The organism is Stenotrophomonas maltophilia (assembly GCF_002799155.1).
Taxonomy (GTDB): Bacteria; Pseudomonadota; Gammaproteobacteria; order Xanthomonadales; family Xanthomonadaceae; genus Stenotrophomonas; species Stenotrophomonas maltophilia_R.
Genome location: NZ_NERD01000002.1, coordinates 1,521,621 through 1,545,601, shown reverse-complemented (window position 1 = coordinate 1,545,601; position 23,981 = coordinate 1,521,621). Strand labels below are relative to the sequence as shown.

Here is a 23,981-nt window from a genome sequence, read left to right as displayed (position 1 = left end):
GGCTGCTGAGATTTGGCCGGGAGGGTGGATTGCGCAGGGGACGCCGTGAATACGTCCTTGTAGGCTCGGGCGCGCCATCCATGGCGCTTACGCCCCTGCGCAACCCACCCTCCCGGCCACGGACAGTTCCCGTGTATCCCACCCCGGATTGAAGAAAGAAGAGCAAAAAGCAGAAGCCTGGTCGCTTCCGGGGTCAGATCCGTTTTCCGCAGGAAAACGGATCTGACCCCCTCTTTCCACTTGGAAACCCAACGCTCTTGCCGTCCGACATCGAAATGCCGAGAGGGTTGGGTCGGGGTGGGTTGGCGGGACCGTTGGCGCCATGGATGGCGCCATCGAGCCCCCAAGGACGGGTTTACGGCGTGTCCCGCCAGCCCACCCCGACCCAGCCACCCACTGAAAAGTCAGAGCCGACCAACCGCCGTTGCTGTTGCTGTTGCTTTTGCCGTCGCTTCACAAGCCTGCCGCAGGCAGCGCCGCAGCCGCCGCTGCAAGGAAACCTGAATACGTTCGGACACCGCACCTCAATCCCCCGCCCGCGCGGCCGATAACGGGGTTGTCACGGCGTATCCCGCCGCTGACCGGCTCGGCGCCGCCCGCCCGCTTCGACCTGGTCCTGCTCGATGAATCTCCTGCATCGCTGGCAACACTACTTCCGCAATCTTTCCGTCCGGCGCAAGCTCAACCTGCTGACGCTGCTCATCGCGCTCGGCGTGATCGCGCTGTCGGTGATCGCCGCCCGCATGCAGTACCTGGACCTCACCGAAACCCGCAAGACCGCACTGAAGACCCAGGTCGAACTGAGCTACGGCATCCTGCAGCACTACCATCGCCTGGCCGGTACCGGCGAGCTCAGCGAGGACGCTGCCAAGGCCGCCGCCCTGCAGGCGCTGGAAGTGATGCGCGCCGATAACGATGCGTATTACTTCAACATCTACGACACCGGCTACCGCCTGCTGATGCACCCGTTCCGCAAGGATCTGGTCGGCAAGGACATGAAGGACTTCCGCACCGACGACGGCGTGCGCATCTACTACGACCAGGTTGAAGCTGCCAAGGCCGGTGGTGGCTTCGTCAACTACCGCTGGGCCAAGCCGGGCAGCGAGGGCGTGGTCGAGAAGGTCGCCTACGCCGGCCTGTTCGCGCCCTGGAACTGGGTGGTCAGCAGCGGCGTCTACATGGACGACGTGCAGAAGCAGGCGCTGGTGTTCACCGCCATCATGGCGGTCTCCGGTGGCGTGCTGGTGCTGATCGTGCTGGCCCTGAGCTGGGTCATCGGCAACCGTATTGCTGTACCGCTGAAGCAGGCCACCGCCGTGGCCGAAGGCATCGCCAGCGGCAAGCTGGACAGCCACATCGGCCCGCAGCCGCACGACGAAACCGGCCGCCTGCTGGAGGCCATGGCCGGCATGCAGCAGCAGCTGCATGCGGTCATCACCGGCCAGCGCGAAATGGCGCGCCGCCACGACGGTGGCGAACTGAGCTACCGCATCGACGCCAGCGCCTTCCCCGGCGAGTACGGGCTGATGGTTCAGGAAACCAATGCCTTGGTTGGCGGCCATGTGCAGACCCTGCACGACGTGCTGGACGTGGTACAGCAGTACGCGGTCGGCGATCTCAGCCGCGACATCGCGCGCTATCCGGGCGAAAAGGCCGCGATGACCACCACCGTCGATACGGTCAAGGCCAACCTCGGCCGCATCAACGCCGAGATCAAGCAGCTGGCCAACGCCGCCGCGGCCGGTGACTTCAGCCGCCGTGGCGATGCGCAGCGCTTCGATCACGATTTCCGCCTGATGCTGGAAAACCTCAACGCCATGATGGCGGTCAGCGATGACAACCTCGGCAAGCTCTCGCAGCTGCTGTCGGCCATCGCCGAGGGTGACCTGACCGCGCGCATGCACGGCGACTACCAGGGCGTGTTCGCCCGCATGCGTGACGACGCCAACACCACCGTTGCGCAGCTGACCCAGATCGTCGGCCAGATCCAGGCCAGCGCCGGCAGCATCACCCTCGCCGCCGGCGAGATCGCCTCCGGCAACAGCGACCTGTCGCGCCGTACCGAGCAGCAGGCCGCCAACCTGGAAGAAACCGCTGCTTCGATGGAGGAACTGACCTCCACCGTGCGCCAGAACGCCGAGCATGCACGCCAGGCCAACCAGCTCGCGATCGGCGCGCATGGCGTCGCCTCGCAGGGCGGCGAAGTAGTCGGCCAGGTGGTCACCACCATGTCGGCCATCGAAGCCTCGTCGAAGAAGATCGCCGAGATCATCAGCGTCATCGACGGCATCGCCTTCCAGACCAACATCCTGGCGCTGAACGCCGCCGTGGAAGCCGCCCGTGCCGGTGAACAGGGCCGCGGCTTCGCCGTGGTCGCCAGCGAAGTGCGTACCCTCGCCCAGCGCTCGGCCGCTGCCGCCAAGGAGATCAAGGGCCTGATCGACGACTCCGTCGGCAAGGTCGCCGAAGGCTCCAGCCTGGTCCACCAGGCCGGCAGCACCATGGGCGAGATCGTCGCCTCGGTGCAGCGGGTGACCGACATCATGGCCGAGATCTCCGCCGCCTCGCAGGAACAGTCGGCCGGCATCGAGCAGGTCAACCAGACCGTGGTGCAGATGGACGAAACCACCCAGCAGAACGCCGCGCTGGTGGAAGAAGCAACCGCCGCCGCACGTGCGATGGAAGACCAGGCCGCGCAGCTGGCCGATGCCGTGGCGATCTTCCGCCTCGACAACCAGGTCTCGGCCGCAGTGAAGGCCGTGGCCGCGCGCGTCGAACCGGCCCGTGTCACCACCGTCGCACGTCCGCAGCCGGCCAGTACGCCCGCTCCGGTCCGCCGCAGCAGCAATGCCAGCGCCTTCGTCGCCAGCGACAGCGACTGGCAGGAATTCTGAGACCCACCCGCGGTGGCTGCGGCCACCGCCCTCGCCGATGGACACGTCCCCCGTGCAAAGTCCTACTCCCATCGTTACCGGCCCGCGCGAATTCGAGTTCGCCGACCGTGATTTCCGCCGCGTGTGCGACCTGATCTACCAGCGCGTGGGCATCGCCCTCGCGCCGGCAAAGCGCGACATGGTCTATGGCCGCCTGTCGCGCCGCCTGCGCACGCTGGGCATGCGCAGCTTCCAACAGTACCTGGACCATCTGGAGCAGGAAGACGGCGACGAGTGGCAGGCGTTCACCAATGCGCTGACCACCAACCTGACCTCGTTCTTCCGCGAGCCGCACCACTTCGACAAGCTGCGCGAGGAGCTGCAGCAGCGCTCCGGCCGCACGCCGCTGCTGTTGTGGTCGTGCGCGGCATCCACCGGCGAAGAGCCCTACTCGATGGCAATCACTGCCTGCGAGGCCTTCGGCACGCTGAAGCCACCGGTGCGCATCATCGCCACCGACGTCGATACGCAGGTGCTGGCCACCGCCGGTCGCGGCGTCTACAACATCGATCGCGTCACCAGCCTCGACCCGGATCTGCGCCGCCGCTACTTCCAGCGCGGCAGCGGCCCCAACGAGGGCCAGTGCCGCGTGCTGCCCGCACTGCGCGAGCTGATCGAGTTCCGTCCGCTGAACCTGCTCGCGCCGCGCTACGACGTCGGCGGCCCGTTCGACGCGCTGTTCTGCCGCAACGTGATGATCTACTTCGACAAGCCGACCCAGCGCGCCATCCTCGGCCGCCTGGTGCAGCACCTGGCCGACGACGGCCTGCTCTACACCGGCCACTCGGAGAACTACCTGCACGCCGCCGACCTCATCCAGCCCTGCGGACGCACCCTGTACCGCCGTGCGGCAAAGGCCGGCGCATGAATGCTTCATTGCGTACCGATGATGTCATGCGCTACCAGGATGCACGCTTCCAGACCATCGCTGCCAAGCTGCTGCCGACCCAGTACCTGGTGGTCGATGACACCACTGCGCTGACCACCACGCTGGGTTCCTGCGTGGCGGCCTGCCTGCGCGACCCGGTGCTGAAGATCGGTGGCATGAACCATTTCCTGCTGCCCGAGGGCAACGCCGGCGACGGCGCACCTGCACGCTACGGCAGTTACGCGATGGAACTTCTGATCAACGACATGCTCAAGCGTGGCGCCCACCGCAAGCGCATCGAAGCCAAGGTGTTCGGCGGCGCCAACGTGCTCAAGGGCTTCACCAGCAACCCGGTCGGCACCCGCAACGCCGAATTCGTGCGCCAATACCTGCAGGCCGAGCATATCCCGATCATTGCCGAGGACCTGTGCGGCATCCATCCGCGCAAGATCTGGTTCTTCGCCGATACCGGCCGCGTGGTCGTTCAGCGCCTGCCACATGCCCACGAAGCCGAAGTCGCCGCGACCGAATCGGCCGTACGCGCACGCCTGTCCAAGGCCCCGGTCACCGGTGGCGTGGAGCTGTTCGAATGACCCTGACCGGCAACGCCCCCTGCCGGGTCCTGATCGTCGACGACTCGGCCGTCGTGCGCCAGATGCTCACGGAAATCCTGTCCAGCGATCCATCCATCGATGTGGTCGGTACCGCCGCCGACCCGCTGCTGGCACGCGAGAAGATCAAGCGCCTGTCCCCGGACGTGATCACCCTGGACGTGGAAATGCCGCGCATGGATGGCCTGGCCTTCCTGGAAAACCTGATGCGACTGCATCCATTGCCGGTGGTGATGATCTCCTCGCTGACCGAGCGCGGCGCCGACACCACCCTGCAGGCGCTGGCCTTGGGTGCAGTGGATTTCGTCTCCAAGCCGAAGCTGGACGTAGCGCGCGGCCTGCAGGCCTACGCCGACGAAATCATCGCCAAGGTCAAGATGGCAGCCCGTTCGCGTGTTCGCCCGCTGGTGCGTGCGGCAACGCCGAAGCTCATGCTGGACGCCGCGCCAGCGATGCGCGCCGCCGCACCGCAGTTCCGCACCACCGACCGGCTGATCGCGATCGGCTCGTCCGCCGGTGGCACCGAAGCGCTGCGCGTGGTGTTGGAAGGCATGCCGGCCGACGCGCCCGCCGTGGTGATGACCCAGCACCTGCCGGCCAGCTTCAGCAGCGCCTTCGCCGAACGCCTGGACCGCCACTCGGCGATGGCCGTGCGCGAGGCCAGCGACGGCGAAGCCGTGCTGCCCGGCCATGCCTACCTGCCGCCCGGCGGCAAGCACCTGCGGATCATCCGCGACGGTGCACGCTGGCGCTGCCGGGTCGACGATGGCCCGGCGGTGAACCGGCACAAGCCAGCGGTCGATGTACTGTTCCGCTCGGTCGCACAGAACGCTGGCGGCAATGCCATCGGCGCCATCCTCACCGGCATGGGCGATGACGGCGCACGCGGCCTGCTGGAAATGCGCCAGGCCGGCGCACCCACGCTGGTGCAGGACGAGGCCACCAGCGTGGTCTGGGGCATGCCCGGGGCCGCCTTCAAGCTGGGCGCGGCCGAGGAGCAGGTGCCGCTGGAACGGATCGCCGAGCGGTTGCTGGCACTGGCCCGCGGATGATGGGACTGCTGCGGGGCTGAGCCTTTGCTCCGCTCCGCACCCGGCTGAAAACAACCGACAGACGTCGCATTCAACCCGTTCGATCCTGCAGCAACGTCGGACAACGATGTTTCAACAGTGCTGCTTGCGCACATGCGTGACGCACTCACCTCGTTTGTGCCCCGGGATGGATCCCTGTCGATCCCCCACATTGGACGTGCGTCCCCTGCCCCCCGCAGCGTGAGGCTCCCTTCCATGGAGCACCTCCTTGCCCCTTCTCACCCATCACGATATCGGCACCGGCTTTCCCATCGTCCTTGGCGGCAGCTATCTCTGGGGCCGCTCCATGTGGGCACCGCAGATCGAGCTGCTGTCGCGGCGCTATCGCCTGATCATCCCGGAGCTCCCCGGCCACGACAACGATCTGTCACTATCAGCCGCCCTCACCACTCCCGCGTGCCTTGCACGCGAAGTCGGGCGGTTGCTGGATGCGCTGGGCATCCGGCAGTACGCAGTGGCAGGGCTCTCGGTGGGCGGCATGTGGGCGGCGGAACTGGCGCTGCAACGTCCCGATCAGGTCCGTTCGCTGATCCTGATGGATACCTATCTCGGTGCGGAACCGGAAGCGTCGCGGCAACGCTACTTCGGCATGCTCGACATGATCGAACAGCTGGGCTGCATCCCCGAAGCCATGGCCGAACAGATCGTGCCGCTGTTCTTCCGCCCGGGCATCGCCACCGACGATCCGATCCGGATGATGTTCCGGCAACGGCTGCTGTCCTGGCCCCGCGAGCGCCTGCTCGACGCGATCGTGCCACTGGGTCGCCTGATCTTCGGCCGCCCGGACCGGCTGGGCGCATTGAAGGATCTGGACCCGGAAACAACGCTGATCCTGAGTGGCGAACACGACCTCCCACGCCCCCTGACCGAAGCGCGGCAGATGGCGGACCAGATCGGCTGCCGGCTGCAATCGATCCCCGATGCTGGCCATATCTCCACGCTGGAGAATGCGGCATTCGCCAGCGTGCACATTGATGCATGGTTGCAGCAGTCGCTGCACGTCGCCTGCTAGCAAGCGGCCGGATGCTGGGTGGCGTCCCACGGAACGCCCCCGGCGCTGCACCTCGGCCTTGGAGTACAGCTACACCGGGTCGTATAGTCAGACATCGCAGAGCAATGGAACGCCGATGAACGATACGCCGCAACGCCCCGTGGCACCGGCACACAAGGATGGAGTACCGGGGTGCAGCCGGCATGAAATACGCAATCCGTCGCATTTGCCCCGAGGTGCCCTTCATGGTGTCGCCGCACCCCGCAAAACCTTGATCAGCGACATGGACCGCTCATGCTGAAACCCGTCCCCAGCCTTGCTCATGTTGCGTTGATCGCTTTGATCACACTGGCCGTTCCGGGCTGCAACAAGGAACGCTCGTTCCCGGTCTATCGCGAGAATCCTGCGCCCAAGGATGCGCTGCCGATTGTGATTCGGGTCCACGATGCACCCGTGGATGTCCCCGTTCCTTCGGTCTTCGTCACGTATGAGATAGACCCACTCTGTCTCCCTCCGGTCAACAATTGGGAGGGGGTGCAGTACGAGCCGAATCAGCACAAGGTTGAGCTTCAGGCACAACGCCTCAATGCTACTGAGTTCAGCAGTGCTGTATTCAACGACGGCATGGAAGTTGCCGATTATTACGGTCGCGGCCCGTGCACTTGGACACCCGTGCTCGTGGAAGCTTCATTCGCCTTCATCATCGATGATCGACCTATCCAAGCAACCGCATGGACTTCATTCACAAAGCTTGAAACCGAGAAACTCTCTACTACCTACGTACATCGCGCCTTACGCCCCATGACTTCAGGGGGATCGCCAGAGTGGACGCCTACCGAGCCTTCGACTTGGTACGAGAAGGTGTCTCCAGATAAGCGAAAGAATTACTTCCCAATCGAAATCTCCACGCGGACTGAAGGAACAGCCCAATGAATCCTGGAGCAAATGCAGCCCTCTCAGATCATGTCTACAAGGATCCGCTCCCTGAGCCCAAGGCCATTGTTACCATTGCCGGGACGGAATATCGTGTATTGGCCAGCCTAAACTCCGCCACCGGCTACCAAGGCGTCATTTACCATAATCTCGAATCCAAAGAAGTAATCGTCACCCATCGCGGTACCGAATTTGATCGCCAGCCTCTGATTGACGGCGGCATCGATGCGGCGATGGTCACCGCCAGAATCAACGCACAGATTGATGATGCCCTCGCGCTGACAAAGCAGGCAATCGAGCTGGCTGACGCAAATAGATATGGCCAGGTATCCGTTACCGGCCACTCCCTCGGCGGCGCCCTCGCGCAGATCACCGCCCATCACTACAACCTCCCCGGCGACGCATTCAATCCTTACGGTGCCGCCGGGCTGGCGTATCGCCTCCCTGAAGGCCTGCCGGCCAATGCGGCGCCCTTCACCAACCATGTGATGGCAGGCGACCTGGTCAGTGCGGGCGGCCCTCATTACGGTCAGGTCCAGATGTATGCGCTGCCCAGGGAACTGGAGGTTCTGCGCAACGCCGAGCAGGGCCAGCGCATCGCCTCGCTCGGAACGCTTGGGATGAAGAGCGGTCATGTCATGTCCGCCGCCGTGGCGGTCCAGTTGGGTGACTCCCATCGATTGGTTCATTTCCTTGATCGCATGACCGACAAGGGTCCGGTGCAGTCTGTACTGGACAACCCCGAAGCCCGGATCACGGATCCTGAAGACCTGCGCCGGATTGCCGACTACCGCAGTGATGTTCATCAGCTGCGCGCGGCGGCGACCGTGCTTGTCGGCGGTGGACCGGGTCTGCTGCGCGACGGGGTCAATTACCTGCGCGGCACCGAGGAAGCTGGTGCGCATGCCCGCCACGAAGCTGAAGCCGCGGCGCAGGCCCGCAATGCGCTCAAGCCTGGGGAGCACCTGATCCAGGATGCAACCGACCAGGGCTCGCCCTCCCTCGGCAATCCCGGCTTCCCTCCCAGGAACCCATTGCAGGAGAGCATTCAATCCACCCTGGACAGGGCAGGCCTGGATCCCAGGAAGGAAGGCCACCCAGACCAACCTCTCTACCGGCAGATTCGCGACGGTGTATCCGCTGTGGATGCCAGGCACGGGCGCAGCTTCGATGACACCAGTGAGCGGATGACGGCCAGCCTGCTTGCAGCGGCCAAGAGCAGCGGCCTGGAACGCGTCGATCATGTTGTCCTGGGCAATCCATCCAGCGATGGTGCCGGCCCGCGCATGTTTGTCGTTCAGGGAGCGCTCGACAATCCGGCACACCTGCGGTCTTCGGTCGCGATCAGCGACGCCGTCAATACGCCCGTGGAGCAGTCGCTCGCCAAGGTCGAACAGATGTCGCAGGCACAGCAGGTTGCCCAGCAAGACCACGTCCAGGAGCAGGCCCGTACGGCGATGCGCATGGGCTAGGCCACCTGGCCCGGCACACACAAAAAACCCCCGGCTTTCACCGGGGGTTCTTCGTTTCAACGGGATGCCGGCCACTGGCCGGCACTACCCTCAGGCAGCAACCGTCCTGGCCACGTCCTGGTATTCCTCGATCTGGTCGAAGTTCATGTAGCGGTAGATCTCCGCACCATTGGCGTTGATCACGCCGATGTCCGCCATGTACTCCTCCTTGGTCGGGATGCGGCCCAGGCGCGAGCAGATCGCCGCCAGTTCCGCCGAACCCAGGTACACGTTGGTGTTGCGGCCCAGGCGGTTCGGGAAGTTGCGGGTCGAGGTCGACATCGCGGTGGAACCTTCGCGGATCTGCGCCTGGTTGCCCATGCACAGCGAGCAGCCCGGCATTTCCATGCGTGCGCCGGTAGCGCCGAAGGTGCCGTACACGCCTTCCTTGGTCAGCTCGGAAGCATCCATCTTGGTCGGCGGGGCCACCCACAGGCGGGTCGGCAGGTCACGCTTGCCTTCCAGCAGCTTGGCAGCCGCGCGGAAGTGACCAATGTTGGTCATGCACGAACCGATGAACACTTCGTCGATCTTGGCGCCGGCCACTTCGGACAGGGTCTTCACGTCGTCCGGGTCGTTCGGGCAGGCCACGATCGGCTCGTGGATGTCGGCCAGGTCGATCTCGATGACGGCGGCGTACTCGGCGTCGGCATCCGGCTCCAGCAGCTCCGGGTTGGCCAGCCACGCTTCCATCTTCTCGATACGGCGCTGCAGCGAACGCGGATCCTGGTAACCCTCGGCGATCATCCACTTCAGCAGGGTGATGTTGCTGTTGAGGTACTCGATGATCGGCTCCTTGTTCAGGCGCACCGAGCAACCGGCCGCCGAACGCTCGGCCGAGGCGTCGGACAGTTCGAACGCCTGTTCGACCTTCAGCTCCGGCAGGCCTTCGATTTCCAGGATGCGGCCGGAGAAGATGTTCTTCTTGCCAGCCTTGGCCACGGTCAGCAGGCCCGACTTGATCGCGTACAGCGGGATCGCGTTGACCAGGTCACGCAGGGTCACGCCCGGCTGCATCTTGCCCTTGAAGCGCACCAGCACCGACTCCGGCATGTCCAGCGGCATCACGCCGGTGGCAGCGGCGAAGGCAACCAGGCCCGAACCGGCCGGGAACGAAATACCCACCGGGAAACGGGTGTGCGAGTCACCACCGGTGCCGACGGTATCCGGCAGCAGCATGCGGTTGAGCCAGCTGTGGATCACGCCGTCGCCCGGGCGCAGCGAGATGCCGCCACGGGTAGAGATGAACTCCGGCAGGGTGTGGTGGGTCTTCACGTCCACCGGCTTCGGATAAGCGGCGGTGTGGCAGAACGACTGCATCACCAGGTCGGCCGAGAAGCCCAGGCAGGCCAGGTCCTTCAGCTCGTCACGGGTCATCGGGCCGGTGGTGTCCTGCGAGCCGACCGAGGTCATCTTCGGTTCGCAGTAGGTGCCCGGGCGCATGCCCTGGCCTTCCGGCAGGCCACAGGCGCGGCCGACCATCTTCTGCGCCAGCGAGAAGCCCTTGCCGGTATCGACCGGCTGCACCGGCAGGCGGAACAGGTCGGTCGGGGCCAGGCCCAGCGCTTCGCGCGCCTTGCCGGTCAGGCCACGGCCGATGATCAGCGGAATGCGGCCACCGGCACGCACTTCGTCGAACAGCACTTCGGACTTGACCTGGAACTCGGCAATCACTTCGCCGTTCTTCAGTGCCTTGCCTTCGTACGGACGCAGCTCGACCACATCGCCGTGCTCCATCTTCGACACGTCCAGCTCAATCGGCAGTGCACCGGCATCTTCCATGGTGTTGTAGAAGATCGGGGCGATCTTCGAACCCAGGCAGACGCCACCGGCACGCTTGTTCGGGATGAACGGAATGTCATCGCCGGTCCACCACAGCACGCTGTTGGTGGCCGACTTGCGCGAGGAACCGGTGCCGACCACGTCGCCGACGTAGGCAACCAGGTGACCCTTGTCCTTCAGCGACAGGATCTGCTGGATCGGGCCACGCTTGCCGTCTTCTTCCGGGGTGAACGGCGCATCGTCGCGCTTGTTCTTCAGCATCGCCAGGGCGTGCATCGGGATGTCCGGGCGGGTGGTCGCGTCCGGCGCCGGCGACAGGTCGTCGGTGTTGGTCTCGCCCGGCACCTTGAACACGGTGACGGTCAGGCTCTGCGGCACTTCCGGGTTGCTGGTGAACCACTCGGCATCGGCCCAGCTCTGCAGCACGGCCTGGGCGTTGGCGTTGCCGGCCTTGGCCTTTTCCTGCACATCGTGGAAGGCATCGAACACCAGCAAGGTCTTCTTCAGGCCGTTGGCGGCGATGGTGCCGACGCTGGCGTCGTCCAGCAGCTGCACCAGCGGCGCGACGTTGTAGCCACCGAGCATGGTGCCCAGCAGTTCGGTGGCGCGCTCGCGGCTGATCAGCGGGTTCTGCTCGCTGCCCAGGGCGATCGCCGCCAGGTACGAGGCCTTGACCTTGGCCGCGTCATCGACGCCGGCCGGCACGCGGTGGGTCAGCAGGTCGAGCAGGAACTCGGCCTCGCCCTGCGGCGGGTTCTTCAGCAGTTCGATGACATCGGCCGTCTGCTGCGCGCTCAGCGGCAGCGGCGGGATGCCAAGCGCAGCGCGCTCGGCGACGTGGTGGCGGTAGGCTTCCAACATGACAACTCCCGGGTAATGCGTAGGTTGAAAAATCAAAGTGGGCTCAGGCGTGCGGCACGATCAGCTTCAGGCCCTTGAAGTAGTCGCGGTAAAACGTGTCGTTCCAGGTGATCAGGCCATCGCACTGCAGCAGTGCGTGGGCGCCGACCATGAATTCGTCCAGGCTGCGGCGGCTGCCACTGCGCTGGCGGTGGCGACGGTGCATCTCGCCGGCACGCAGCGCCGACTTGGCTTCCATCGGATTGAAGTGCACGCCCATTTCTTCCAGCGCTTCCAGCACCTCGGCGCCGCCGCGCAACGATGCGCAGACCTCGGCCAGGGTCGCGCCGCAGACCACCACGCGGCCACCGACCAGGCTCTGCCTGAGGATGGCTTCCACGGCATCGGCCTGCGGACCATTGCTGAGCAGCTCGACCAGCACCGGCGAATCGACGGCGATCATCACGGCTTATTCCTCGTCACGCACCGCGCGTACCGCTGCGTCGGACGATTCGAAACCGTCCAGCGCGAACTTGCCGCGCGCCCGTGAAATGGCATCGTCAACACTCTTGCGCAGGATGATGCGGCTGCCGTCCAGCTCGACCTTCAGCAGCGTGCCCTTGGTCAGGCCGAGGGCATCACGCACCGCCTTGGGCAGGGTGATCTGTCCGCGTTCTGCAACAGTGGCTTCCATCGGTAGGCCCTCCAGAGTATGCACAAATTATACATACTTCCCCGGGCATACTTCCACCCTGAACAGGACCGGCACCCCGCCAGCCCTTGCCTCGCAAAGGATCGGCCACAAACGTGACATACGCCATACACCTTCCCCTGTAGTCTGGAACCGATGCTGCAGGCCGGAACCCGGCCCGGATGAATCCATTCAGTCCAGGATTCATACTGGGACCACCGGGGCCGCCAGGCCCGCGGCAAACGCAAGCAGGCCTGCCATGCGCGGGCCACTGCAAGCCATCCGCAAGAAGGAGTTACCCCGCATGAGCGATTCGTTCTCCACCCGCAGCCAGCTGAATGTCGGCGGCAGGACCTACGACTACTTCAGCCTGCCCACGCTGGGCCAGCGCTTCGATATCTCCCACCTGCCCTACTCGATGAAGATCCTGCTGGAGAACCTGCTCCGGCACGAAGATGGCGGCGTCACCGTCGGCAAGGACCACATCGAAGCCGTAGCCCGCTGGAACCCGGCCGCCGAGCCGGACACCGAGATCGCCTTCATGCCGGCGCGCGTGGTCCTGCAGGACTTCACCGGCGTGCCCTGCGTGGTCGACCTGGCCGCGATGCGCGACGCGGTGGTCAAGCTCGGCGGCTCGCCGGAGCAGATCAATCCGCAGATTCCCTCCGAACTGGTCATCGACCACTCGGTGCAGGTCGATGTGTTCGGCAAGCCGGACGCGCTGGACCTCAACGGCAAGATCGAATTCCAGCGCAACCAGGAACGCTACGGCTTCCTGCGCTGGGGCCAGAAGGCCTTCGACAACTTCAAGGTGGTGCCGCCGAACACCGGCATCGTCCACCAGGTGAACCTGGAGAACCTGGCCCGCGTGGTGATGACCGCGGACAAGGACGGCAAGGCGGTCGCCTACCCCGATACCGTGTTCGGTACCGACAGCCACACCACCATGATCAACGGCATCGGCGTGCTGGGCTGGGGCGTGGGCGGCATCGAAGCGGAGGCGGCCATGCTCGGCCAGCCGTCGTCGATGCTGATCCCGCAGGTGGTGGGCTTCAAGCTGACCGGCAAGCTGCCCGAGGGCGCTACCGCCACCGACCTGGTGCTCACTGTTACCCAGATGCTGCGCAAGCTGGGCGTGGTCGGCAAGTTCGTCGAGTTCTATGGCGACGGCCTGCAGCACCTGCCGCTGGCCGACCGCGCCACCATCGGCAACATGGCCCCGGAATATGGCGCCACCTGCGGCATCTTCCCGATCGACGCCGAGTCGCTGAACTACCTGCGCCTGTCCGGCCGCAGCGAAGAGCAGATCGACCTGGTCGAAGCCTATGCCAAGGCACAGGGCCTGTGGCACGAACCGGGCAGCCCGCATGCCCAGTACAGCACCACGCTGGAACTGGACATGGGCACGGTGAAGCCGTCGCTGGCCGGTCCGAAGCGTCCGCAGGACCGCGTGCTGCTGGAAGACGTGCAGAAGAACTACCGCGAAGCCCTGGTTGGCATGACCGCCAACCGTGACAAGCGCAGCGACGACGTCTCCTCGTTCGTCAATGAAGGCGGCGGTGCCGCGGTCGGCAACGAGCAGCTGGCCAAGGGCTTCGCCGATATCGAAACCGAAGGCCGCAAGGTGCGCCTGAAGGATGGCGCAGTGGTCATCGCTGCCATCACCTCCTGCACCAACACCTCCAACCCGGCGGTGATGATCGGCGCCGGCCTGCTGGCCCGCAACGCGGCCGCCAAGGGCCTGAACCGCCAGCCGTGGGTCAAGACCTCGCTCGGGCCGGGCTCGCGCGTGGTCACCGATTACCTGGAAAAAGCCGGCGTGCTGAAGGAGCTGGAGAAGATCGGCTTCTACGTGGTCGGCTACGGCTGCACCACCTGCATCGGCAACTCCGGCCCGCTGCCGACCGAAGTCAGCGCCGGCATCGCCACCGGCGACCTGGTCGTCACCTCGGTACTGTCCGGCAACCGCAACTTCGAAGGCCGCGTGCACCCCGAAGTGAAGATGAACTACCTGGCCAGCCCGCCGCTGGTGGTGGCCTATGCCATCGCCGGCACCACCGACATTGACCTGACCACCCAGCCGCTGGGTACCGGCAGCGATGGCCAGCCGGTGTTCCTGCGCGACATCTGGCCGAGCAACAAGGAAATCGGCGACGTCATCGCCGCCACCATCGGCCCGGAGATGTTCAAGCAGAACTACGCCGATGTGTTCAAGGGTGATACCCGCTGGAACACCATCGCTTCGCCGGACGGCAATCTGTACGAGTGGAGCGATGCCTCCACCTACATCAAGAACCCGCCGTACTTCGATGGCATGACCATGCAGACCGGCAGCATCGACGACGTGCACGGCGCGCGCGTGATGGGCCTGTTCGGCGATTCGATCACCACCGACCACATCTCCCCGGCCGGCAACATCAAGAAGGACTCGCCGGCAGGCCGCTTCCTGCAGGAGCGCGGCGTGCAGCCGGCCGACTTCAACAGCTACGGCAGCCGCCGCGGCAACGATGACGTCATGGTCCGCGGCACCTTCGCCAACATCCGCATCAAGAACCTGATGTTCGGTGGCGAGGAAGGCGGCAACACCCTGTACTACCCGGCCGGCGGTGGCCAGCCGGAGAAACTGGCGATCTACGATGCGGCCATGAAGTACAAGGCCGACAAGGTGCCGCTGGTGGTGCTGGCGGGCAAGGAATACGGCACCGGCTCGTCGCGCGACTGGGCGGCCAAGGGCACCCTGCTGCTGGGGGTGAAGGCGGTCATCGCCGAGAGCTTCGAGCGCATCCATCGCTCCAACCTGGTCGGCATGGGCGTGCTGCCGCTGCAGTTCCGCAACGGCGAGAACGCGCAGTCTCTGGGCCTGGACGGCTCGGAAGTGATCGACATCACCGGCCTGCAGGACGGTGCCAGCAAGCGCGCCACGGTCACCGCCACCAAGGCCGATGGCACGAAGAAGACCTTCGAGGTCTCGGTAATGCTGTTGACCCCGAAGGAAGTCGAATACTTCCGCCATGGCGGCCTGCTGCAGTACGTGCTGCGCCAGTTGGCAGCCAAGTAACGGCGCGGCTGCGCCCGATTGAGGAAAGGGCCGGATCCTTGCGGATCCGGCCCTTTGCGTTTGCGATGCCCCCTGTAGAGCCGAGCATGGGCTCGGCTCTACAGAAGCGCTCAGCGCCGCGGGGCGTCCGGGTCGGTGCGCAGCGCCTTCAGAAGGCCCCACATGTAGAACGCCAGGGTGAACGAGAACGGGAGGCCGCACAGCACCACCGCCGTCTGCATCGCACTGAAGTTGCCAGCCAGCAGAAGACCGATGCTGGCCACGGTGATGCCGGCCGCCCAGAACACGCGCAGCCAGATCGGCGCGTCATGGCCATCCTCCACGCCATCGTCAACGCGACGGGTGCACAGGTTGGCGATCATCAGCGTGCCCGAGTCGACCGGGGTCAGGAACAGCACGAAACCGATCACCACCGCGGCACCGGCCACGTACGGCGCGCCGGGCAGGTATTCCAGAAGCTTGAACAGCGTCATCGCCGCATCGTGCTGGGCCACGTCGCCCAGGATCGCCTGGCCGTGGTTGAGCACCAGGTCGATGGCGGTGTTGCCGAAGATAGACAGCCAGGCCAGGGTGAAGCCGAGCGGGATCAGCAGCACGCCCATGATCACTTCGCGGATGGTGCGGCCGCGCGAGATGCGCGCCACGAAAAGGCCGACAAATGGCGCCCAGGCGATCCACCAGGCCCAGTAGAACAGCGTCCACGAGCCCATCCACTCACGGCCCTTCGGGTCGTTGAGGTACATGTCGAAGCTCTTGCGCACGAACGCGCCGAGGTAATCGCCGGTGTTCTGGATCAGGCCGTCGAACAGGTGCAGGGTTGGGCCGGTGACCAGCACGAACAGCAGCAGGCCGCACAGCAGGCGCACATTGAGATTGGACAGCCACGCAATGCCCTTCTCCACACCGGCCACCACGCCGATGGTGGCCACCGCCATCATCACCAGCACGATCGCCACCAGCACCTGCGGCGTATCCGGGATATGGAACAGGTAGACCAGGCCCGACTGCACCACCAGCGCACCGATGCCGAGGTTGGTCACCATCGAGATCAGCGTGGCAAGGATGCCGAAGCCATCGACCATGTCGCCGATGCGGCCATGGATGCGCTCACCGAAGATCGGGTACAGCGCCGAGCGCAGCGCCAGCGGCAGGTCGCGACGGTAGGCGAAATAGCCCAGTGCCACGCCGACCAGCGCATACAACGCCCAGCCGTGCAGGCCCCAGTGCAGGAAGGTCAGCACCATCGCCTCGCGGCCGGCAGCCACGGTACCACCGGGCTGCCCCGGCGGATGAAGGAAATGGTCCAGCGGCTCGTAGGCACCGTAGTACAGCAGTGCGATGCCGATGCCGGCCGAGAACAGCATCGACACCCAGGCGACGTAGCCGAAGGCCGGTGATTCCTCGTTGTGCCCCAGGCGGATACGGCCATACGGCGAGAACGCCAGCCACAGCACGAAGCCCAGGCACAGCACGATCAGCAGCATGTACCACCAGCCGAACGCGGCCGACACCTCGGCCTGCGCCCATTGCAGCCAGTGCTCGCTGGCTTCGGGATAGAGAACGGTCAGCAGCCCGAGGATGCCGATCGACACCGACGAGCTGAAGAAGACAAAACGGTTCAAGCGCAGGGGCGAACGCTTGGGATGAGCCAGGGAAGACATGGGGTCGTCTCATCAAGTCCGAGGGAGCACATGGGCGGGGCCGGACCGGTAAACCGGGCCCATGGCGTGGGGCGCGAGCGCATCCTAGGGTTTATTGATTGAACGTTCAATCAATAAAAAGCATAATGGCCGACAGCCCGATCCTTCGGGTCGCAATCCGTGGAGAGACAATGCCGAAGAAAGGCGTGGAACCGGTACGGCGCGAACAGCTGATCCGGGCCACTTTCCAGACCATCGACGAGATCGGCATGGCCGATGCGACCGTCGCCACCATCGCGAAGAAGGCAGGGCTGTCCAGCGGCATCGTCGCCCACTACTTCGGCGACAAGGACGGCCTGCTCAATGCTGCAATGCGGCAGATCCTGCGCGAACTGAAGGACGCCGTCGCCCGCTACCGCGCAGACGCCAGCGACGACCCGCGCGAGCAGCTGCGCGCCATCGTCGATGGCAACTTCGACGACAGCCAGATCAATGGCACCGCGATGCGCGTCTGGCTCACCTTCTGGGCCGCCAGCATGCACCAGCCGGAACTGGCCCGGCTGCAGCGCGCCAACGACCAGCGCCTGTTCTCCAACCTGTGCCACCAGTTCAACCGCCTGCTGCCCCACCCGCAGGCCCGCCTGGCCGCCCGCGGCCTGGCCGCCATGATCGACGGCCTGTGGCTGCGCGGCAGCCTGGTCGGCGGCCAGTTCAACGCCGAGAAGTCCCGGCGCATCGCTTACGGCTACATCGACTTCCAGTTGCAGGCTGTCGCGCTATAAGCGTTTCAGCATCCCGCCCCCCTTCCAAGGAGTACGCCCCATGACCGCCCTGCCCGTCCAACAGCTTTACATCCACGGCCAGCGTGTCGATGCCACCAGCGGCAAGACCTTCAAGTCCGTCAACCCGGCCACCGGCGAAGTGATCGCTGAAGTGCAGGTCGCCAGCCAGGCCGATGTCGAGCGCGCCGTGCAGAGCGCGGCCGAAGGCCAGAAGGTGTGGGCGGCGATGACCGCCATGGAGCGCTCGCGCATCCTGCGCCGCGCCGTCGAGATCCTGCGCGAGCGCAACGACGAACTGGCCCATCTGGAAACCCTGGACACCGGCAAGGCACTGGCTGAAACCACCACCGTGGACATCGTCACCGGCGCCGATGTGGTCGAGTACTACGCCGGCCTGGCCACCGCCATCGAAGGCATCCAACTGCCACTGCGTGAGTCGAGCTTCTTCTACACCCGTCGCGAGCCGCTGGGCGTGGTCGCCGGCATCGGCGCCTGGAACTACCCGATCCAGATCGCGATGTGGAAGTCGGCCCCGGCCCTGGCGGCCGGCAACGCGATGGTGTTCAAGCCGTCGGAAGTGACCCCGCTGACCGCGATCAAGCTGGCCGAGATCTACACCGAGGCCGGCGTGCCCGCTGGCGTATTCAACGTCGTGCAGGGCCCGGGCCGCGAGATCGGCCAGTGGCTGACCGAGCACCCGGTGATCGAGAAAATCTCCTTCACCGGCGGCGTTGCCACCGGCAAGAAGGTCATGGCCAGCGCCGCGTCCTCGTCGCTGAAGGAAGTGACCATGGAACTGGGCGGCAAGTCGCCGCTGGTGATCTGCGATGACGCCGACCTTGACCGCGCTGCCGACATCGCAGTGATGGCCAACTTCTTCAGCTCCGGCCAGGTCTGCACCAACGGCACCCGCGTGTTCGTGCCACGCAGCATGCTGGCTGCGTTCGAAGCCGCCGTTGTCGAGCGCGTCAAGCGCATCCGCATCGGTGACCCGATGGCCGCCGAGACCAACTTCGGCCCGCTGACCAGCTTCCCGCACATGGAGAACGTGCTGCGCTACATCGAGAGCGGCAAGGCCGAAGGCGCCCGCCTGCTGACCGGCGGTGGCCGTGCCACCGAAGGCGCATTGGCCAACGGCGCCTACGTGCTGCCGACCGTGTTCTCCGACTGCCGCGATGACATGACCATCGTCAAGGAAGAGATCTTCGGGCCGGTGATGAGCATCCTCGCCTACGACGACGAAGACGAAGTGGTGCGTCGTGCCAACGACACCACCTTCGGCCTCGCCGCCGGTGTGGTCAGCAAGGACGTCAGCCGCGCCCACCGCATCATCCACCGCCTGGAAGCCGGCATCTGCTGGATCAACACCTGGGGCGAATCGCCGGCGGAAATGCCGGTTGGTGGCTACAAGGAATCGGGCGTCGGCCGCGAGAACGGCATCTCCACCCTCGGCCACTACACCCGCATCAAGTCGGTGCAGGTCGAGCTGGGCGACTACGCCAGCGTGTTCTGACCGGCGCGCCGCGAGCCCGCCCCATCGTCCGGCCACCGCGCCGATCCGACATCCCGCCGGGACGCCTGCATGCAGCGCGCCCCGGCCTGCAGGAGACACCCATGAGCACCCATAACGAGTACGACTACATCATCATCGGCGCCGGCTCGGCCGGCAACGTGCTGGCCACCCGCCTCACCGAAGATGCCGATGTCAGCGTGCTGCTGCTGGAAGCCGGTGGCCCGGACTACCGGCTCGACTTCCGTACCCAGATGCCGGCGGCGCTGGCCTTCCCGCTGCAGGGCAAGCGCTACAACTGGGCGTACAAGACCGATCCCGAGCCCTTCATGAACAACCGCCGCATGGATTGCGGCCGCGGCAAGGGCCTGGGTGGCTCGTCGCTGATCAACGGCATGTGCTACATCCGCGGCAATGCGATGGACTATGACAACTGGGCCAGCATGCCGGGCCTGGAAGACTGGACCTACCTTGACTGCCTGCCGTACTTCCGCAAGGCGGAAACCCGTGACATCGGCCCCAATGACTACCACGGTGGCGATGGCCCGCTGCGCGTGACCACGCCCAAGGCCGGCAACAACGAGCTGTTTGCTGCAATGGTCGAAGCCGGCGTGCAGGCCGGCTACCCGCGCACCGACGACCTCAACGGCTACCAGCAGGAAGGCTTCGGCCCGATGGACCGCACGGTGACCCCGAAGGGCCGTCGTTCCAGCACCGCCCGCGGCTACCTGGACCTGGCCAAGCCGCGCCCGAACCTGACCATCGTCACCCACGCGCTGACCGACCGCATCCTGTTCTCGGGCAAGCGCGCGGTGGGCGTGCAGTGGCTGCACAACGACCAGCCGCAGCGCGCCACTGCCCGCCGCGAAGTGCTGCTGTGTGGCGGCGCCATCGCCTCGCCGCAGATCCTGCAGCGCTCGGGCGTCGGCCCGGCCGACCTGCTGCGCAGCCTGGACATCGACGTCGTGCACCACCTGCCGGGCGTCGGTGCCAACCTGCAGGACCACCTCGAAATGTACCTGCAGTACGAGTGCAAGAAGCCAGTGTCGCTGGCGCCGGCACTGAAGCTGTACAACCAGCCGGCGATCGGTGCGGAGTGGCTGTTCCTGGGCACCGGCATCGGCGCCAGCAACCAGTTCGAGGCCGGCGGCTTCATCCGCAGCGACGCCGAGTTCGACTGGCCGAACCTGCAGTACCACTTCCTGCCGGTGGCGATCAATTACAACGGCTCCAACCCGATCAAGGCGCACAGCTTCCAGATGCACGTCGGCTCGATGCGCTCGCCCAGCCGCGGCCGCATCCATGTGCGCTCGAAGGACCCGCGCGAACATCCCAGCATCCTGTTCAACTACATGTCGCACGACCAGGACTGGCGCGAGTTCCGCGCGGCGATCCGCATCACCCGCGAGATCTTCGCGCAGCCGGCACTGGCGCCGTACAGCGGCCGCGAGATCTCGCCGGGCAGCGCGCTGCAGACCGATGCGCAGATCGATGCGTTCGTGCGCGAGCATGCCGAGACCGCCTATCACCCGTCGTGCTCGAACAAGATGGGCCATGCCGACGACCCGATGGCGGTGGTGGATGGCCAGGGCCGTGTGCACGGGCTGGAAGGCCTGCGCATCGTCGATGCCTCGATCATGCCGCAGGTGGTGACCGGCAACCTCAACGCACCGACCATCATGATGGCCGAGAAGCTGGCCGACGTGATCCGCGGCCGCACCCCGCTGGCGCGCAGCACCGCGCCGTACTACAAGGCCAACGGCGCACCGGTACGCAAGCAGGGCTGACGCAGGCGGCCCTTCGGCAGACCCATACCCCAAACCGGCAGGTGCCCACCTTGGTGGGCACGCCCCCGCAGCGCTCCTCGCAATCCTGTGCCGACCAAGGTCGGCACCTACCGTTGCAGCCCCCGCGAACCCCTCTTCGCGTTTTCCCTACGGCGGGGTATGCTGCAATGACCGGCCGTTACCGATACGCTCAGGGCCGGAACCTATTACATCACGATTCCTGGAGGGGGAATATGAGTCTGGATCGTCCCTGGCTGCAGAGCTATCCGAAAGGCGTTCCCGCAGAGATCGACGTCAACGAGTTCCATTCGGTAGCCTCGGTCTTCGACGCTTCCGTCGCGAAATTCCGCGACCGTCCCGCCTACTCCAGCTTCGGCAAGGTGCTCACCTACGGCGAGACCGACGCGCTGGTCGAACAGTTCGCGGCCTACCTGCTGGGTGAGCTCACGCTCAAGAAGGGTGACCGCGTCGCCCTGATGATGCCCAACTGCCTGCAGTACCCGGTGGCCACCTTCGGTGTGCTGCGCGCCGGGCTGACCGTAGTCAACGTCAACCCGCTTTACACCGCCCGCGAGCTCAAGCACCAGTTGGTCGATGCCGGCGTGACCGCACTGGTGGTGGTCGACAACTTCGGCGACACCGTCGAGCAGGTCATCGCCGATACCCCGGTCAAGCACGTGATCACCACCGGCCTGGGCGACCTGCTCGGCGCCAAGGGCGTGATCGTCAACTTCGTGCTGAAGTACATCAAGAAGATGGTGCCCAACTACCATCTCAAGGGCGCCGTGCGCTTCCGCCAGGCGCTCAAGCTCGGCAGCCGCCACAGCCTGCCCAAGGTCGAGATCGACCACGACGACATTGCGTTCCTGCAGTACACCGGCGGCACCACCGGCGTGGCCAAGGGCGCGATGCTGACCAACCGCAACCTGATCGCCAACATGCAGCAGGCCTCGGCCTGGATCAGTGCCTCGGGCATCGAGATGGGCAAGGAGTGGATCATCACCGCCCTGCCGCTGTACCACATCTTCGCATTGACGGCGAACGGGCTGGTCTTCATGAAATTCGGTGGCTGCAACCACCTGATCACCAACCCGCGTGACATGAAGGGCTTCGTCAAGGAGCTCAAATCGGCGCCCTTCACCGCCATCACCGGCGTCAACACGCTGTTCAACGGACTGCTCAACACCCCCGGTTTCGACACGGTCGACTTCTCGTCGCTGAAGGTCACCCTGGGTGGCGGCATGGCCGTGCAGCGCGCCGTGGCCGAGCGCTGGAAGAAGGTCACCGGCGTGACGCTGGTCGAGGCCTATGGCCTGACCGAGACCTCGCCGGCGGCCTGCATCAACCCGCTCACCCTGACCGAGTACAACGGTTCGATCGGCCTGCCGATCCCGTCCACCGATGCCTGCATCAAGGACGACAACAGCGCCATCCTGCCGCTGGGCGAGGTTGGCGAGCTCTGCATCAAGGGCCCGCAGGTGATGAAGGGTTACTGGCAGCGCCCGGAGGAAACCGCCAAGACCATCGATGCCGACGGCTGGCTGCACACCGGCGACATGGCGAAGATGGACGAGCAGGGCTTCTTCTACATCGTCGACCGCAAGAAGGACATGATCCTGGTGTCCGGCTTCAACGTCTATCCGAATGAAGTCGAGGACGTGATCGCAATGATGCCGGGCGTGCTGGAAGTGGCCGCGGTCGGCGTGCCGGACGACAAGTCCGGCGAGGTGGTGAAGGTGGTCATCGTCAAGAAGGACCCGAACCTGACCGCCGAAATGGTCAAGGAACATGCCCGGGCCAACCTGACCGGCTACAAGCATCCCAAAATCGTTGAATTCCGAAAGGAGCTGCCGAAGACCAACGTCGGCAAGATCCTCCGTCGCGAACTCCGCGATACGCCCGCCCAGTAAGGGTTTGCGGCAGTTTGAGCAGTACCGGGCCCGGGGCGGAAACGTCCTGGGCCCTTTCGCATGGGCCGGCCCTGAGGCGGTGTAGCATCGCCGCGTGTGTGGACCGTTCGGCCCGCCGGCCACCCACCTGACACTGCGGGCCGCATGCCGAGGACCCTTCCATGAGTACCATCGAAAAGCTGCCCTCAAGCGGCTCGCCTTTTGCCACCATCCGTACCGAAGACAGTGCCGACGGCGCTGCCCATTGGCTGTTCATGCACGCCGACGCCGCCACCGGCATCCGTCCCTGCTGCCGCAAGGACATGCTCGACGAGATGTGGAGCTATATGGCGGCCATCACCCGCGGCCCTGCCGAACGCCACAACGGCACGCTGCGGCATTTCGTGCTGGCCTCCGACGCCGTCGCCTACAACCTGGGCGGTGACCTGGACCTGTTCACCCGCCTGATTCGCGAAGGCAACCGCGATCTCCTGCTGAACTACGCCCAGCGCTGCGTGGAGGGCGTGCACCACCTGCATACCGGGTTCGGCGGCGACGTCCGTTCGATCGCCCTGATCCAGGGCGACGCCCTTGGCGGAGGCCTGGAAATGGCGCTGGCCTGCCACACCATCGTGGCCGAGGAAGGCAGCGGCATGGGCCTGCCCGAGGTTCTGTTCGGCCTGTTCCCGGGCATGGGCGCCTATTCGTTCCTGTGCCGCCGTGTGTCACCACATCTGGCCGAGAAGATCATCCTCGACGGCCGGGTCTACAGCGCCGAGGAAATGCATGCGATGGGCGTGGTCGACGTGCTGGTGAAGAAGGGCGAAGGCCGCGCGGCGGTCGAAGAACTGATCCGCCAGCAGCAGCGCACCCCACAGTCCTACCTGGCAATGAACGCCGCACGCAGCATTGCCCAGCCTGTCAGCTACGACGAACTGTTGGAGATCACCAAGGTATGGGTCGATTCCGCCCTGGCTCTCGGCGACCGCTCGCTGCGCACCATGGATCGCCTGATCAAGGCCCAGACCCGTCGCGCCAGCCTCGACGTGGCCTGATTCATCCCC

17 protein-coding genes are annotated in these 23,981 nt (G+C 65.4%); 13 read left to right on the top strand and 4 right to left on the bottom strand.

Annotated elements, in window-relative coordinates; genetic code table 11:
• Window positions 1–623 precede the first annotated feature (623 nt).
• The 7 genes from B9Y82_RS07750 to B9Y82_RS07720 all read left to right on the top strand — a co-directional run bounded on the left by B9Y82_RS07750 (window position 624) and on the right by B9Y82_RS07720 (window position 8,899).
• Window positions 624–2,894 carry a methyl-accepting chemotaxis protein gene (locus tag B9Y82_RS07750; RefSeq protein ID WP_100472180.1) on the top strand — a complete coding sequence of 757 codons (2,271 nt, stop codon included), beginning with the start codon at window positions 624–626 and terminating at the stop codon, window positions 2,892–2,894.
• Between the two features lie 37 nt (window positions 2,895–2,931).
• Window positions 2,932–3,801: a CheR family methyltransferase gene (locus B9Y82_RS07745; protein WP_100472179.1), complete on the top strand. Its 870-nt coding sequence runs from the start codon at window positions 2,932–2,934 to the stop codon at window positions 3,799–3,801.
• A complete protein-coding gene (cheD, locus tag B9Y82_RS07740) occupies window positions 3,798–4,394 on the top strand; it encodes a chemoreceptor glutamine deamidase CheD (protein WP_014037083.1) in 597 nt (198 codons plus the stop codon). Before B9Y82_RS07745 ends, cheD begins: the two co-directional genes overlap by 4 nt.
• The gene (locus B9Y82_RS07735) at window positions 4,391–5,464 is read left to right on the top strand and encodes a protein-glutamate methylesterase/protein-glutamine glutaminase (RefSeq protein WP_100472178.1); all 1,074 of its coding nucleotides are present in this window, start codon (window positions 4,391–4,393) and stop codon (window positions 5,462–5,464) included. The genes cheD and B9Y82_RS07735 overlap by 4 nt, the downstream gene beginning before the upstream one ends.
• A gap of 247 nt (window positions 5,465–5,711) precedes the next feature.
• On the top strand, window positions 5,712–6,515 hold the full coding sequence (locus tag B9Y82_RS07730; RefSeq protein ID WP_100472177.1) for an alpha/beta fold hydrolase: 804 nt from the start codon (window positions 5,712–5,714) through the stop codon (window positions 6,513–6,515).
• Window positions 6,516–6,788: 273 nt separating this feature from the next.
• Complete coding sequence (locus B9Y82_RS07725; protein ID WP_100472176.1) at window positions 6,789–7,427, top strand: hypothetical protein; 639 nt, start codon at window positions 6,789–6,791, stop codon at window positions 7,425–7,427.
• A complete protein-coding gene (locus B9Y82_RS07720; RefSeq protein ID WP_100472175.1) occupies window positions 7,424–8,899 on the top strand; it encodes an XVIPCD domain-containing protein in 1,476 nt (491 codons plus the stop codon). Before B9Y82_RS07725 ends, B9Y82_RS07720 begins: the two co-directional genes overlap by 4 nt.
• A 90-nt stretch (window positions 8,900–8,989) precedes the next feature.
• Here B9Y82_RS07720 and acnB read toward each other — a convergent pair whose 3' ends face one another.
• From acnB to B9Y82_RS07705, 3 genes are read right to left on the bottom strand one after another with little or no spacing between them, the layout of a single operon-like run.
• On the bottom strand, window positions 8,990–11,581 hold the full coding sequence (gene acnB / locus B9Y82_RS07715; RefSeq protein WP_100472174.1) for a bifunctional aconitate hydratase 2/2-methylisocitrate dehydratase: 2,592 nt from the start codon (window positions 11,579–11,581) through the stop codon (window positions 8,990–8,992).
• A 43-nt stretch (window positions 11,582–11,624) separates the two neighbouring features.
• The gene (locus B9Y82_RS07710; protein ID WP_010482492.1) at window positions 11,625–12,023 is read right to left on the bottom strand and encodes a type II toxin-antitoxin system VapC family toxin; all 399 of its coding nucleotides are present in this window, start codon (window positions 12,021–12,023) and stop codon (window positions 11,625–11,627) included.
• Between the two features lie 6 nt (window positions 12,024–12,029).
• Window positions 12,030–12,254: an AbrB/MazE/SpoVT family DNA-binding domain-containing protein gene (locus B9Y82_RS07705; RefSeq protein ID WP_005409505.1), complete on the bottom strand. Its 225-nt coding sequence runs from the start codon at window positions 12,252–12,254 to the stop codon at window positions 12,030–12,032.
• A 301-nt stretch (window positions 12,255–12,555) separates the two neighbouring features.
• On the opposite strand from B9Y82_RS07705, the gene acnA reads away from it, so the two are divergent.
• Window positions 12,556–15,309 (top strand): aconitate hydratase AcnA, encoded by a 2,754-nt coding sequence (gene acnA, locus B9Y82_RS07700; protein WP_100472173.1) that lies wholly within the window; start codon window positions 12,556–12,558, stop codon window positions 15,307–15,309.
• Window positions 15,310–15,419: 110 nt separating this feature from the next.
• Here acnA and B9Y82_RS07695 read toward each other — a convergent pair whose 3' ends face one another.
• Window positions 15,420–16,970, bottom strand: coding sequence for a BCCT family transporter (locus tag B9Y82_RS07695; RefSeq protein WP_100472172.1), 1,551 nt, complete (start codon window positions 16,968–16,970; stop codon window positions 15,420–15,422).
• Between the two features lie 170 nt (window positions 16,971–17,140).
• Here B9Y82_RS07695 and betI point away from each other — a divergent pair, with 170 nt between their 5' ends.
• The 5 genes from betI (at window position 17,141) to B9Y82_RS07670 (ending at window position 23,972) form a co-directional block, all read left to right on the top strand.
• A complete protein-coding gene (gene betI / locus B9Y82_RS07690; protein ID WP_005409501.1) occupies window positions 17,141–17,731 on the top strand; it encodes a transcriptional regulator BetI in 591 nt (196 codons plus the stop codon).
• Window positions 17,732–17,771: 40 nt separating this feature from the next.
• On the top strand, window positions 17,772–19,244 hold the full coding sequence (gene betB / locus B9Y82_RS07685; protein WP_100472171.1) for a betaine-aldehyde dehydrogenase: 1,473 nt from the start codon (window positions 17,772–17,774) through the stop codon (window positions 19,242–19,244).
• Between the two features lie 101 nt (window positions 19,245–19,345).
• Window positions 19,346–21,028: a choline dehydrogenase gene (gene betA / locus B9Y82_RS07680; RefSeq protein WP_100472170.1), complete on the top strand. Its 1,683-nt coding sequence runs from the start codon at window positions 19,346–19,348 to the stop codon at window positions 21,026–21,028.
• Window positions 21,029–21,261: 233 nt separating this feature from the next.
• A complete protein-coding gene (locus B9Y82_RS07675; RefSeq protein ID WP_100472169.1) occupies window positions 21,262–22,938 on the top strand; it encodes a long-chain fatty acid--CoA ligase in 1,677 nt (558 codons plus the stop codon).
• A 161-nt stretch (window positions 22,939–23,099) separates the two neighbouring features.
• Window positions 23,100–23,972, top strand: coding sequence for a crotonase/enoyl-CoA hydratase family protein (locus B9Y82_RS07670; protein ID WP_100472168.1), 873 nt, complete (start codon window positions 23,100–23,102; stop codon window positions 23,970–23,972).
• The last annotated feature ends 9 nt before the right edge of the window (window positions 23,973–23,981 follow it).

Excerpts from the sequence above, each read along its gene's own strand:
- B9Y82_RS07750 (WP_100472180.1), top strand. The coding sequence starts at position 624 with ATGAATCTCCTGCATCGCTGGCAACACTACTTCCGCAATCTTTCCGTC.
- B9Y82_RS07745 (WP_100472179.1), top strand. The coding sequence starts at position 2,932 with ATGGACACGTCCCCCGTGCAAAGTCCTACTCCCATCGTTACCGGCCCG.
- cheD (WP_014037083.1), top strand. The coding sequence starts at position 3,798 with ATGAATGCTTCATTGCGTACCGATGATGTCATGCGCTACCAGGATGCA.
- B9Y82_RS07735 (WP_100472178.1), top strand. The coding sequence starts at position 4,391 with ATGACCCTGACCGGCAACGCCCCCTGCCGGGTCCTGATCGTCGACGAC.
- B9Y82_RS07725 (WP_100472176.1), top strand. The coding sequence starts at position 6,789 with ATGCTGAAACCCGTCCCCAGCCTTGCTCATGTTGCGTTGATCGCTTTG.
- B9Y82_RS07720 (WP_100472175.1), top strand. The coding sequence starts at position 7,424 with ATGAATCCTGGAGCAAATGCAGCCCTCTCAGATCATGTCTACAAGGAT.
- acnB (WP_100472174.1), bottom strand. The coding sequence starts at position 11,581 with ATGTTGGAAGCCTACCGCCACCACGTCGCCGAGCGCGCTGCGCTTGGC.
- B9Y82_RS07710 (WP_010482492.1), bottom strand. The coding sequence starts at position 12,023 with ATGATCGCCGTCGATTCGCCGGTGCTGGTCGAGCTGCTCAGCAATGGT.
- B9Y82_RS07705 (WP_005409505.1), bottom strand. The coding sequence starts at position 12,254 with ATGGAAGCCACTGTTGCAGAACGCGGACAGATCACCCTGCCCAAGGCG.
- acnA (WP_100472173.1), top strand. The coding sequence starts at position 12,556 with ATGAGCGATTCGTTCTCCACCCGCAGCCAGCTGAATGTCGGCGGCAGG.
- B9Y82_RS07695 (WP_100472172.1), bottom strand. The coding sequence starts at position 16,970 with ATGTCTTCCCTGGCTCATCCCAAGCGTTCGCCCCTGCGCTTGAACCGT.
- betI (WP_005409501.1), top strand. The coding sequence starts at position 17,141 with ATGCCGAAGAAAGGCGTGGAACCGGTACGGCGCGAACAGCTGATCCGG.
- betB (WP_100472171.1), top strand. The coding sequence starts at position 17,772 with ATGACCGCCCTGCCCGTCCAACAGCTTTACATCCACGGCCAGCGTGTC.
- betA (WP_100472170.1), top strand. The coding sequence starts at position 19,346 with ATGAGCACCCATAACGAGTACGACTACATCATCATCGGCGCCGGCTCG.
- B9Y82_RS07675 (WP_100472169.1), top strand. The coding sequence starts at position 21,262 with ATGAGTCTGGATCGTCCCTGGCTGCAGAGCTATCCGAAAGGCGTTCCC.
- B9Y82_RS07670 (WP_100472168.1), top strand. The coding sequence starts at position 23,100 with ATGAGTACCATCGAAAAGCTGCCCTCAAGCGGCTCGCCTTTTGCCACC.